A 12,368-nucleotide genomic window follows, 5' to 3' on the forward strand; every position below is an offset into this window, starting at 1 on the left:
CTCGACCCCGCCGCCGCCGGACACCGAGCCGCCGTCGGCCGAGCCGTCGTCCTCGGCCCACGAGGACCCGGCCCCGCAGCTCGGCGGACGGGTTCCGGTGCCCGCCGTACGGGCCGCGGTGTGAGCCGTGAACGGGCGCCGGAAGGGGCTTGACGAGCCGGTTTGCCTTCAGGGGTGGGGGGTGCGTATGGTGGTAGATCGTTTGATCCCATTTGCCCGGCGCCATCGCAGAGCGCGCCGTGTGGCGCGTACTCTCCTTTGCCGTGACGGACCGCATTGAGGCGGTTGTGTTGTGCGAATCACGGAGTTGACGGGCGCGTGCCGAGAGACTCCGGAAGGTTTCGCATTCGCATGTCCGTTTCCAGCACTGACCAGTTCGTCGCGCCCGAGGACGGGGACACCCCCGTCGACGGGACGAACGAGGTCACCGCTGTCGTCGAGGCCGACGACACCACCGACACCACCCCCGAGCTCACCTTCGCCGACCTCGGTCTTCCCGAGGGCATCGTGCGCAAGCTCGCCCAGAACGGTGTCACCACCCCCTTCCCGATCCAGGCCGCGACCATCCCGGACGCCCTGGCCGGCAAGGACATCCTCGGCCGTGGCCGCACCGGCTCCGGCAAGACCCTCTCCTTCGGTCTGCCCACCCTGGCCACGCTGGCCGGCGGCCGCACCGAGAAGAAGCGCCCGCGCGCCGTCATCCTGACGCCGACCCGCGAGCTGGCGATGCAGGTCGCCGACGCCCTCCAGCCCTACGGCGACGTGCTCGGCCTGAAGATGAAGGTCGTCTGCGGCGGCACCTCGATGGGCAACCAGATCTACGCCCTCGAGCGCGGTGTCGACGTCCTCGTCGCCACTCCGGGCCGCCTGCGCGACATCATCAACCGCGGCGCCTGCTCGCTGGAGGACGTCCAGATCGCGGTCCTCGACGAGGCCGACCAGATGTCCGACCTGGGCTTCCTGCCCGAGGTCACCGAGCTGCTCGACCAGGTCCCGGCCGGCGGCCAGCGGATGCTGTTCTCCGCGACCATGGAGAACGAGATCTCCACGCTGGTCAAGCGCTACCTGAACGACCCGGTCACGCACGAGGTCGACAGCGCCCAGGGCAACGTCACGACCATGTCGCACCACATCCTCATCGTGAAGCCCAAGGACAAGGCGCCGGTCACCGCCGCGATCGCCTCCCGCAAGGGCCGCACGATCATCTTCGTCCGCACCCAGCTCGGTGCCGACCGCATCGCCGAGCAGCTCCGCGAGTCGGGCGTGAAGGCCGACGCGCTGCACGGCGGCATGACCCAGGGCGCCCGTACCCGGACGCTGGCCGACTTCAAGGACGGCTACGTCAACGCGCTCGTCGCCACCGACGTCGCCGCGCGCGGCATCCACGTCGACGGCATCGACCTGGTCCTCAACGTCGACCCGGCGGGCGACCACAAGGACTACCTGCACCGCTCCGGCCGTACCGCCCGCGCGGGCCGTTCCGGCACCGTCGTCTCGCTGTCCCTGCCGCACCAGCGCCGTCAGATCTTCCGGCTGATGGAGGACGCGGGCGTCGACGCCGCGCGCCACATCATCCAGGGGGCCGGCGCCTTCGAGCCCGAGGTCGCCGAGATCACCGGCGCCCGGTCCATGACCGAGGTGCAGGCCGAGTCCGCGGGCAACGCCGCGCAGCAGGCCGAGCGCGAGGTCGCCGGGCTGGTCAAGGAGCTGGAGCGTGCCCAGCGCCGCGCCGGTGAGCTGCGCGAGGAGGCCGACCGCCTGGTGGCGCGGGTCGCCCGCGAGCGCGGCGAGGACCCGGAGGCCGCCGTCGCCGAGGCCCAGGCGACCGCCGAGCAGGCCGTGGCCGAGGCGACCGCCGAGGCCGAGCGTCCGGCCGCCCGCGAGACCGAGCGCGACGAGCGCCCGGCGGGCCGCCGTTCCTTCGACCGCGACCGTGGCGAGCGCCGCGACGACCGTGGTGGCCGTGGCTTCGAGCGCCGTGACGACCGCGGTGGCCGTGGCTTCGAGCGTCGTGACGACCGTGGCGGGGAGCGCCGTTCCTTCGAGCGTCGTGACGACCGCGGTGGCGAGCGCCGTTCCTTCAACCAGGACCGGGGCGAGCGGGGTTTCGAGCGCCGTGACGACCGTGGTGGCCGTGGCTTCGAGCGCCGCGACGACCGTGGCGGGGAGCGCCGTTCCTTCGAGCGTCGTGACGACCGCGGTGGCGAGCGCCGTTCCTTCAACCAGGACCGGGGCGAGCGGGGTTTCGAGCGCCGTGACGACCGCGGTGGCCGTTCCTTCGAGCGCCGTGACGACCGTGGTGGCTTCCGCCGCGACGACCGTGGCGGTCACCGGGGCAGCGACCGTCCGTTCAACCGTGAGCGCCGTGACGACCGTCCGGGCTTCCGCTCCGGCGGCCACGAGCGCCCCTACGGCCGCCGTGACGAGCACCGCGGCACCGGCGGCTCGTCCTCCTTCGGCCGGCGCGACGACAAGCCCCGCTGGAAGCGCAACGGCTGACGCCCAGTGAGCCGACGAAGGGCCCGTACGGATCTCCGTACGGGCCCTTCGGGTTTCCCGGTGCTTTTCGGCCGCCGCGTGGCGCATGTCACGTCGGCCCTCAGGGAATTGCTGGGGTCATGACAGACGACACGCAAGCGAGAGCCGAGTCGGCCCTGTCCGACGAGGAGCGGCTCGCCCAGCTCGGCTACACCCAGGTCCTGGCCCGCCGGATGTCGGCGTTCTCCAACTACGCCGTCTCCTTCACGATCATCTCGGTGCTGTCCGGCTGCCTCACGCTGTACCTGTTCGGCATGGTGACGGGCGGGCCCGCCGTGATCACCTGGGGATGGGTCGCCGTCGGCCTGATGACGCTGTTCGTCGGCCTGTCGATGGCCGAGATCTGTTCCGCCTACCCGACCTCGGCCGGGCTGTACTTCTGGGCGCACCGGCTCGCTCCCCCGCGCTCGGCGGCGGCCTGGGCGTGGTTCACCGGCTGGTTCAACGTGCTCGGCCAGGTGGCGGTGACGGCGGGCATCGACTTCGGCGCGGCGTCCTTCCTCGGGGCCTGGCTGAACCTCCAGTTCGGCTTCCGGGTGTCGCCCGGCCGTACGGTCCTGCTCTTCGCGGCGATCCTGCTGCTGCACGGGCTGCTGAACACCTTCGGGGTGCGCATCGTCGCCCTGCTGAACAGCGTGAGCGTGTGGTGGCACGTGGGCGGGGTCGCGGTCATCGTCGGCGCGCTGGCCTTCCTGCCCGACCACCACCAGTCGGCGTCCTTCGTCTTCACCCACTTCGTCAACGGGACGGGCTGGGGCAGCGGGTTCTACGTGGTGCTGCTCGGGCTCCTCATGGCGCAGTACACCTTCACCGGTTACGACGCCTCCGCCCACATGACCGAGGAGACCCACGACGCGGCGACCGCCGGCCCGAAGGGCATCGTCCGCTCCATCTGGACCTCCTGGATCGCGGGCTTCGTCCTGCTGCTGGGTTTCACCTTCGCCATCCAGTCCTACGACGGCGCGCTCGACTCCCCGACCGGCGCGCCCCCGGCGCAGATCCTTCTGGACGCGCTCGGTGCCACGACCGGCAAGCTGCTCCTGCTGGTGGTGATCGGCGCCCAGCTCTTCTGCGGGATGGCCTCGGTGACGGCCAACAGCCGCATGATCTACGCCTTCTCGCGGGACGGCGCGCTCCCCTTCTCGCGCGTGTGGCACACGGTCAGCCCGCGCACCCGGACCCCGGTCGCGGCGGTCTGGCTGGCCGCCCTGGGCGCGCTCGTCCTCGGCCTGCCGTACCTCATCAACTCGACGGCGTACGCGGCCGTGACGTCCATCGCGGTGATCGGGCTCTACATCGCCTACGTCATCCCGACGCTGCTGCGTGTCCGCAAGGGCGCGGACTTCCAGCGGGGGCCGTGGCATCTGGGCCGCTGGTCGCTCCCTGTCGGCGTGGTCTCGGTCGTCTGGGTCGTCCTGATCACGGTGCTCTTCATGCTGCCCCAGGTCTCTCCGGTCACCTGGGAGACCTTCAACTACGCCCCGGTCGCCGTCCTCGTCGTCCTCGGCTTCGCGGCCACCTGGTGGCTCGTCTCGGCCCGCCACTGGTTCCTTCGCGACTGACCGACGCGGCCGTGTCCCCGATACCCGATCGGAGACACGGCCACCGCCAGCTATGCTCGGACAGGCAACACCGCCCCGGGCCCTTAGCTCAATTGGCAGAGCAGTGGACTTTTAATCCATTGGTTGTGGGTTCGAGTCCCACAGGGCCTACGCGAACGCCCCCGGCTCGACGATCCGTTGAGCCGGGGGCGTGTCCGTTTTGCCCGGTACCGGGCCGCGGGTCGCCCCTCCGGCGCCCGGCTCGAAACCTTGTGCTCCCGGTGAATCAATAGCTGTTCTCGCGAACTGAGTTTTCAATGGAACGCGCCGACAGGTTATTTACCGCAATGGCCGCGGTGGCATTTTTCACCCGACACCGGCCGCTGAAGCGTGCTACCGTCGATCTCAGTTGCAGTTGTGGTTCCCGAAGTTTTATTTCCGGTCTTTTCCGGGCGGGGTAATCATCGCGGCGACACGCGGTTCGTACAGTGCGTACCGCGATGCACTGCCCCGAAGGAGAATTGACATGGCTACTGGCACCGTGAAGTGGTTCAACGCGGAAAAGGGCTTCGGCTTCATCGAGCAGGACGGCGGCGGCGCCGACGTCTTCGCCCACTACTCCAACATCGCCGCTCAGGGCTTCCGTGAGCTGCTCGAGGGCCAGAAGGTGTCCTTCGACATCGCGCAGGGCCAGAAGGGCCCGACGGCCGAGAACATCGTCGTCGCCTGACGCTCACGCGCACTGTGCAGCCGGGGCCCGCATCCTTCGGGGTGCGGGCCCCGGCTGCCCGCATTTTCCGCAGTGTTCCACCGCTGCGCTCCACCGGCTCATTCTTGCAATTACCCGTGCGGCCCAATGCTGCGGGAATTCCTTGAGATGTGCCGCATCGAGGAAGGTTCCGCATGAACCGCACACGTACGAACGACCGCTTCACCCGCACCCGCCACGGAAATTCCGGCCGCCGGACCCCCGCGATCCAGGGAGAGTTCGCGCTCCCCAGGACGACGACTCCCGCGCTTCCCGGCGTGGAGAGTTTCGCCGATCTCGACATGCCGGGGGAGCTGCTGGCCGAGCTCGGCGCGCAGGGCGTGACCGTGCCGTTCCCGATCCAGGCCGCGACCCTGCCGAACTCCCTGGCGGGCCGGGACGTGTTGGGCCGGGGCCGCACCGGCTCCGGCAAGACGCTCGCCTTCGGGCTCGCGCTGCTGGCCCGTACGGCCGGGCGGCGTGCCGAGGCCCGGCAACCGCTCGGGCTGGTCCTCGTGCCGACGCGTGAGCTGGCGCAGCAGGTCACCGACGCGCTCGCGCCGTACGCCCGCTCGGTGAAGCTGCGGCTGGCCACGGTCGTGGGCGGCATGTCGATCGGGCGGCAGGCGAGCGCGCTGCGCGCGGGCGCCGAGGTCGTCGTCGCCACACCGGGACGCCTCAAGGACCTCATCGATCGCGGCGAATGCCGGCTGGACCAGGTCTCGGTGACCGTCCTCGACGAGGCCGACCAGATGGCCGACATGGGGTTCATGCCGCAGGTCACGGCCCTGCTCGACCAGGTACGCCCGGAGGGCCAGCGCATGCTGTTCTCCGCGACCCTGGACCGCAACGTCGACCTGCTGGTGCGCCGCTACCTCAGCGACCCCGTGGTGCACTCGGTCGACCCCTCGGCCGGCGCGGTCACCACGATGGAGCACCACGTGCTGCACGTCCACGGCGCCGACAAGCACGAGGCCACCACCCGGATCGCCGCCCGCGACGGCCGCGTGATCATGTTCCTCGACACCAAGCACGCCGTCGACCGCCTCACCGAGCACCTGCTGAACAGCGGGGTACGGGCCGCGGCCCTGCACGGCGGGAAGTCGCAGCCGCAGCGCACCCGGACCCTGGCGCAGTTCAAGACGGGCCACGTCAACGTGCTGGTGGCGACCAATGTCGCGGCACGCGGCATCCACGTCGACAACCTCGACCTCGTCGTCAACGTCGATCCGCCGACCGACCACAAGGACTACCTGCACCGCGGCGGCAGGACCGCCCGTGCGGGGGAGTCCGGCAGTGTCGTCACCCTGGTGACCCCGAGCCAGCGCCGCGGCATGACCCGCCTCATGTCGGACGCCGGAATCCGGCCCCAGACCACCCAGGTCCGCTCGGGTGACGAGGCACTGAACCGCATCACCGGTGCTCAGGCCCCCTCCGGCATCCCGGTCGTCATCACCGCGCCGGTGGCCGAACGCCCGAAGAAGCGCAGGTCCCCCGCACGCGGCCGGCGCCGCCCGGTCCCGGCGGCCCGCCGCGCGCCCGGACGGCAGTCGACCGACGGCACGGCGGCGTAGGACCCTGGTTCCGCACCACGTCCCCGAGGTCCGCCCCGTCTTCCCTTCTCCCTGTGAGGCATCATGCGCTGTGTCATCGCACGTTTCCCGTTCGAGCTGACCAAGAACGGCGTGCTGGAATCGATGAAGGGCGTCAAGCCCGAGCCGGTCACCGCCGAGTCGGTGATCATCGGCCGCCGTCACTACCCCGCCAAGCAGGTGGGCGAGGTCGTCACCCGTCAGGACCGCCGCGATTTCAGTGCCGGTGAGGTGCTGCGGGCCATGGCCCGGCTGGGCTTCACCTGCCGTACGGCTCCCGAGGCCGTCCCCGCGCCCGCCGAGACCCCGCTGGAGCGGGCGTCCGCGATGCTCGGCACCTCCCTGACCGGCTGACCGGCGGGACGGGCGCGAGCCCGGCGGAGCAGTACGGAGCAGTACGGGAGCACTGAGGGCCCGACCGGCACGCGCCGGTCGGGCCCTCTCCGCGTCATGTGCCGTTCCCGGCACGGGGGCGGGTCAGTGGGTCAGTTGTCGGAGTAGCTGAAGTCACCCATCGTCCAGGCGGTGACGTCCTCGATCGCGACGCGGTACATCCCGCCCGTCATCGGGATGCCCACGGTGCCCTGGAGGATGCGGGCGACGTGGAAGTGAAGGTGCGTGGGGGTCCCGTCGCGTTTGGCGGGGGCGTCGAAGACGGCGCAGAACTCGCCCAGATGGGTGGAATCCCGCAGCACTTCGGACACCCTCCGCCGCCACATGGCTTCGGGGGCCAGTCGACCGGTGATGACAGCACCACTGGTGACCACGGTGAGAGACATCTGGTTGCTCTGCCCGGACTCCACGAGGGCGGCGATGTCAACGATCAGCTCGTCAGGCTTCGGCATGACGTCGGATTCTATGCGTCGGGCCCAACCGGGTGGCGGGGGCCGTCGCGGAGACCACCGGAAGCGGATACCTCTCCGTCGGACACGCGAAAATCTATCGCCGCCGAAGTAGACATTCGAGGTGTGCTTGGCTACGGTTTCTCTCGTAGCCGAGATCGATCAAGGCCCGGCAGACACGAACTGCCGGGCAGCAGCACAGGTGTGACAAGCGATCGGTTCAGAGGGAAGAACGGAGGAGTCGAGCGCCATCAGGATCGCCCGGACCGGCAGACGTGAGTCCGGGTACCGCAGGACATCGATAGGCAGGTGGTCTCCGGTCACGCATCCGCGATCCCCGCACCCCCGTCGGCGTATCGGGCGGCTGTGCGGACACAGAAGGCCGACGCGGTATTAGGGTCGGCAGATGGTTGCAGTTCCTTCGGGGCCTTGGTGCCGTACGGCACCAAGGCCCCTCCACGCGTTCCACAGAGAGGTGAGATGACAGCAGACGAGTCGCTGGGCCGTCTCGACGACGACGATTACCCCGCCTACACGATGGGCCGGGCCGCCGAACTGATCGGCACCACGCCCGGTTTCCTCCGTGCCCTCGGCGAAGCCCGACTGATCACACCCCTGCGCTCCGGGGGCGGACACCGCCGTTACTCCCGCTATCAACTGCGGATCGCGGCGCGCGCGCGGGAACTCGTGGACCAGGGCACGCCGATCGAGGCCGCGTGCCGGATCATCATCCTCGAGGACCAGCTCGAGGAAGCCCAGCGGATCAACGCCGAGTACCGCCGTGCCGGAGCGTCGCTCGGCCCGTCAGCCGACGCCTGAAGCGAGCGGGCCCGCCGGCTTCGGCGGGCCCTCGGGCGGCGGCCTACTTCAGGTACACGATCCCGTCCGTCGTGACGGCCGGGCGGCCGGTCGTGGCACGGACCACGATCTTCAGGGTGTGCTTCGCGCTCGTCGGCCAGGTCCTGGTCCACAGGGCGTTGCGGTAGGCCGTGGCCGAGGACTTCAGGTCGGCGGTGGTGAGCCTGGTGCCGTCCACGTAGATGTCCGCCTGGCCGGAGGTCGACGCGCGGGAGACCACCCACGCGACCGAGCGTCCCGTGAAGGTCCAGGTCAGTGAGGCGTTCTTGGTGCTGCTGCCGAGGGACTTGCCGCCCAGGTAGCTGGTGGAGGACTTGGTGGTCCAGCTGCCGGACCTGGTCGCCGAGGTCTCCTGGAGGATCACCGGGGTGCCCGACACGGAGGCGCTCGCGGAGTTGCCGAGGGTGTCGTAGGCCCGCAGCGTCCAGGCCGTCGCCGCACCGGACTTGGCGGTCTGGGCCGCGCTGGTGACCGTCGGGCCGTAGGTCCGGGCGAACGGGGCGGTGAGGCGGGTCTCCTTCAGCGAGACGTTGTCCGCGGCCTTCCAGCCGAGGGTGAGCGGGACGGCGGTGGTGTTGACCGTGCCGGTCCGCAGCGAGAGGTTCGGCTTGGTGGTGAAGGTGGGCGCGGTGGTGTCGGCGACGACCGTCCGCGCCGCGCTGGTGGCCGTACGGCCCGACTGGTGCACCGCCTCGACCTGCACCTTGTGCGTCCCCGCCGGCAGCGTCAGCTTGGCGGAGGTGGCCGAACCGGCGACCGTCGCCGCCGTCCTGCCGTCGACCAGGACCCGGAACGACGAGATCAGCGACGCCGGTGTCGTCGTGGACCAGCTCACCGTGAGCGGGCCGTTGGTGTACGGGGTCGTCCCGACCGTGCCCGTACCGGTGACCGTGCCGAGGGTGAGGCCCGTGACGGGGCCCGCGGCGAGCGTGCGGACGGTTCCGAGCGCGGCGTAGAAGGCGTCACCGGGGCACAACGTGTTGTATCCGTCCCGGTGGCCGTGGATCGCGGGGAGCGTCATCTCCTCGCCCGGCTCCCAGGTCCGCCCCGCGAGGTTCTGCCCGCTGAGCGCGGTGGTGAGGGTGACCGTCGCGTCCGGCTGTACCCCGTACTGGCCCAGCTTCCACGCGGCGAGACGTGCCACCGAGGCCATCGCGGCCATCGGGGGCGGCGAGTCGACGTACGTGCCGAGGACCGCGATGCCGGTCGTCTGCGAGTTGAAGCCGTACGCGTGCGCGCCCACCACCGGCAGGTCGACCCCGCCCTTGCGGCCCTCGTAGATCGTCCCGCACTTGTCGACGACGAAGTTGTAGCCGAGGTCCTTCCAGCCGAGCCCGGTCACGTCGTACGTGTAGACCGCGTTGATGATCGACGGGGCCTCGGCGCAGGTGTAGTCGTTGGTCGAGGCGGTGTGGTGGACCACCACCGCCTTGATCCTGCCGTCGATGTACGTCGGCGCCTCGGGGCTGATGGACTCGTCGGCCTGCCACCCCGAGCGCGGGGTGATCGGCGGCCGGGGAACCGTGGAGCGCGGCGCGGTCGGGACGGACAGGGAGGGCGAGGGCGTGGCGGAGTCCGAGGGCGGCGCCGAGTCGGTGGGTCCGGTGCTCCCGGTGCTCCCGGTGCTCTCGGACGCCGAGGGGGAGTCGGTGGGAGGCTCCGTCGAGGATTCACCGGGCGACGGCTCGGCGGTCGTCTCCTCCGGCGGGGCGGGGTCCGTCGTGGTGACGTCGGTCGGCTCGGACGTCGGGGTGGGGGTGTCGGTGGCGACCGGCTCCCCGGTGTCGTCCGGCCCGTCCGCGACGTAGGCCGCGGGCTCGGCGTCACCGCCGGTGCTCTTCCCGGCCGCCGTGATCATGTCGAGCCGGAGCCCGGCGGGCAGCTTCGCGGTGGCCTTGCCGTTGATCCGCGCCTCGACACCGTCCGACAGCCCGACCCACGCGGGCTCGGTGCCGCCGCGTGCGGCCTTCTGCTCGCCGGCGCCCCGGTCGCTGTCCAGCAGCAGCCAGTCCGACCACTTCCCGGACCCCACGGCCCGCGACCGCACCTCGACCTTGCCGGCCAGCCTGGCGGAAGGTTTCTCCCAGCTCACGCCGAGCATGCTGAACGGCTTGGCGTCCCGCCGGGCGAGCGTCGCCCCGGTGCCGTCCCCCCGCACGTCCAGCGCGGCCGACCACACCCGGTCCCGTACCGGGGCGGCGGTCTTCCCGTCGTGCCCGGAGTCCCCGCCGCTCACCCCCTGGACGACCAACGTCCCGCACACGGCCGCCGCGACGACCGCGCCCGTCCCCCACCAACGTGCTCTCATACCGGTTCTGGTGCCCTTCCCTGAGGTGACTGGCCGCCGGAGCCTTCACGACTCCCCCCTCCCCAGGGGGACTTGGTGAAGAAGATGGCCAAAGGGGCACCGTAGCTGATGAGGTCATGCCATCCGTTGGCTTATACAGTTTTTTCCCTGGTCCATACCTGGAGCTGGGTTTCAGCGCCGCAGGGCACGCGCGAGCCGGCCGAGCAGCACGGCGTTGCAGAGCCCGGCCAGAGCGGTACCGACGGTGAAGACCACCAGGCTCAGCGAGCCGCCCCCCATGGGCCCGGACAGCGTGATGGCGACGATGCTGAGCGGTGCCGTGGCCATGAGCGGCCAGATCCCGGCGAAACCGGGGTCGGGCGACAGGCACACGGCGTAGAGGAAGACCCCGAGCGCCGCCGCGACCACCGCGAGGTATCCGCGCGAAAGCCAGTTGTCCACGGCGGGCGTCAGCAGGGCCCGCATCCGATGCCGGGAAGGCGCGTCGGCGGATCTGGAGGCGAGGGCGCCGAGCGCCGCGGCGTTCCCGAGGGCGCCCAGCAGGAGCAGCCCCACCCAGAACCCGGTGGCCAGTACCTCCACCGGCAGGCTCCCCTCGGTGCCGGGACCGAAGGGGAAGGCCATGCCCAGGAAGGAGAGCGGCGCCGTGAGCATCATCGGGTCCAGGCCCACTTCGCTGTCCGGGAAGGCGAACATGGCCACCACGGAGACGGCGAGCACCGCGAGATAGCCCCGCGAGAGCCAGTTGCCGGTGGCGAGGGTGAAGAGGCGGCGTGGGCGGATGGCGTGCGGCATCGAGATCTCCTTCGGTTCGGTGATCCCACAGTGGGGCCGGGCCGCGCGGGCGGGGATGAGTAGCCGTACTCATCCCCGCCCGCGCGGGGTGCCCACCGGTACGGAGTACAAAGGGAGTGCCCGCCCGTGGAGCCCAGAGTCCGTAGAGCCGAGAGTCCGGAGAGCGCGTCGATGCCCTTCCCCCACGTCCTGCTGTCCGCCGCCGTCTCGCTCGACGGATACCTGGACGACACCGGCCCCGAGCGGCTGCTGCTCTCCAGCCCCGCGGACTTCGACCGGGTGGACGAGGTGCGGGCCTCGGTGGACGCGATCCTCGTCGGTGCCGGGACCATCCGCGCCGACAACCCCCGGCTCCTGGTCAACTCGCCCGAGCGGCGCGCTGCGCGGGTGGCCGAGGGGCGGGCGGAGTACCCGCTGAAGGTGACCGTCTCCGGGTCCGGCGATCTCGACCCGGCCGCCAACTTCTGGCACACCGGCGGCGAGAAGCTCCTCTACACCACCGATGCGGGGGCGAAGCGGGCCACGGCCCTCCTCGGGGACACCGCGGACGTGGTCCCGCTCGGCGCCGCCCTCGACTGGCGGGCGCTGCTCGCGCACCTGCACGACGTGCGCGGGGTGCGCCGGCTGATGGTGGAGGGCGGCGGCGCCGTGCACACCCAGCTCCTCCAGCAGGGCCTCGCCGACGAACTCCAGCTCGTCCTCGCCCCGCTCTTCGTCGGCGACCCGGCCGCCCCCCGCCTCTTCGGCCCCGGCGCGTACCAGGGCGGCCGGCTGCGGCTGACCGACACCCGGCGGATCGAGGACGTCGTCCTGATGCGGTACGAGCCCACCGCCCCCGGCACCGGCCCGCTGGAGACCGCCGCCGACCGGCACTGGCTGCGCGCCGCCTGCGAGCTGGCCGCGCTCTGCCCGCCCTCCGACACCGCCTTCAGCGTCGGCGCGGTGATCGTCGCGGCGGACGGCACCGAGCTGGCGCGCGGCCACTCCCGCGAGGGCGGCGACCCGGTGGTCCACGCCGAGGAGGCCGCGCTCGCCAAGCTGGACCCGGCCGACCCACGCCTGCCCGGCGCCACCGTCTACAGCAGTCTGGAGCCCTGCGCCCACCGCGCCTCCCGGCCCGTCCCGTGCGCCGGGCTCATCCTGGAA

General features: G+C 71.2%; 10 protein-coding genes and 1 tRNA gene. 8 read left to right on the forward strand and 3 right to left on the reverse strand.

Translation table 11 applies throughout. The features are described from left to right. The first annotated feature begins 351 nt into the window (after positions 1–351). The 6 genes from CCN33_RS17270 to CCN33_RS17295 all read left to right on the forward strand — a co-directional run bounded on the left by CCN33_RS17270 (position 352) and on the right by CCN33_RS17295 (position 6,773). Complete coding sequence (locus CCN33_RS17270) at positions 352–2,499, forward strand: DEAD/DEAH box helicase (protein ID WP_167387882.1); 2,148 nt, start codon at positions 352–354, stop codon at positions 2,497–2,499. Between the two features lie 119 nt (positions 2,500–2,618). Continuing rightward, positions 2,619–4,100, forward strand: a complete 1,482-nt coding sequence (locus CCN33_RS17275; protein ID WP_086694492.1) for an amino acid permease — start codon at positions 2,619–2,621, stop codon at positions 4,098–4,100. A gap of 77 nt (positions 4,101–4,177) precedes the next feature. Then, positions 4,178–4,250 (forward strand) — tRNA-Lys (locus CCN33_RS17280). A 355-nt stretch (positions 4,251–4,605) separates the two neighbouring features. Next, a complete protein-coding gene (locus CCN33_RS17285) occupies positions 4,606–4,809 on the forward strand; it encodes a cold-shock protein (RefSeq protein WP_019329653.1) in 204 nt (67 codons plus the stop codon). 173 nt (positions 4,810–4,982) lie between these two features. Continuing rightward, positions 4,983–6,401, forward strand: a complete 1,419-nt coding sequence (locus CCN33_RS17290) for a DEAD/DEAH box helicase (protein WP_086694493.1) — start codon at positions 4,983–4,985, stop codon at positions 6,399–6,401. Positions 6,402–6,464: 63 nt separating this feature from the next. Continuing rightward, positions 6,465–6,773: an SCO5918 family protein gene (locus CCN33_RS17295; RefSeq protein ID WP_086694494.1), complete on the forward strand. Its 309-nt coding sequence runs from the start codon at positions 6,465–6,467 to the stop codon at positions 6,771–6,773. A gap of 131 nt (positions 6,774–6,904) precedes the next feature. Here the strand turns inward: CCN33_RS17295 and CCN33_RS17300 are convergent, their stop codons facing one another. After that, the gene (locus CCN33_RS17300) at positions 6,905–7,264 is read right to left on the reverse strand and encodes a hypothetical protein (RefSeq protein ID WP_086694495.1); all 360 of its coding nucleotides are present in this window, start codon (positions 7,262–7,264) and stop codon (positions 6,905–6,907) included. Between the two features lie 477 nt (positions 7,265–7,741). On the opposite strand from CCN33_RS17300, the gene CCN33_RS17305 reads away from it, so the two are divergent. After that, positions 7,742–8,080 (forward strand): MerR family transcriptional regulator, encoded by a 339-nt coding sequence (locus CCN33_RS17305; protein ID WP_030817149.1) that lies wholly within the window; start codon positions 7,742–7,744, stop codon positions 8,078–8,080. Between the two features lie 43 nt (positions 8,081–8,123). Here CCN33_RS17305 and CCN33_RS17310 read toward each other — a convergent pair whose 3' ends face one another. Then, positions 8,124–10,427 (reverse strand): peptidoglycan recognition protein family protein, encoded by a 2,304-nt coding sequence (locus tag CCN33_RS17310; protein ID WP_086694496.1) that lies wholly within the window; start codon positions 10,425–10,427, stop codon positions 8,124–8,126. A gap of 171 nt (positions 10,428–10,598) precedes the next feature. Continuing rightward, positions 10,599–11,222: an SCO4225 family membrane protein gene (locus tag CCN33_RS17315; RefSeq protein ID WP_086694497.1), complete on the reverse strand. Its 624-nt coding sequence runs from the start codon at positions 11,220–11,222 to the stop codon at positions 10,599–10,601. Positions 11,223–11,393: 171 nt separating this feature from the next. Between CCN33_RS17315 and CCN33_RS17320 the strand changes: the two genes are divergently transcribed. Beyond that, positions 11,394–12,368: dihydrofolate reductase family protein (locus CCN33_RS17320; RefSeq protein ID WP_086694498.1), on the forward strand; the 975-nt coding region annotated here is incomplete at its 3' end.

The sequence above is a fragment of the Streptomyces recifensis genome (assembly GCF_002154615.1).
GTDB lineage: Bacteria > Actinomycetota > Actinomycetes > Streptomycetales > Streptomycetaceae > Streptomyces > Streptomyces griseoluteus.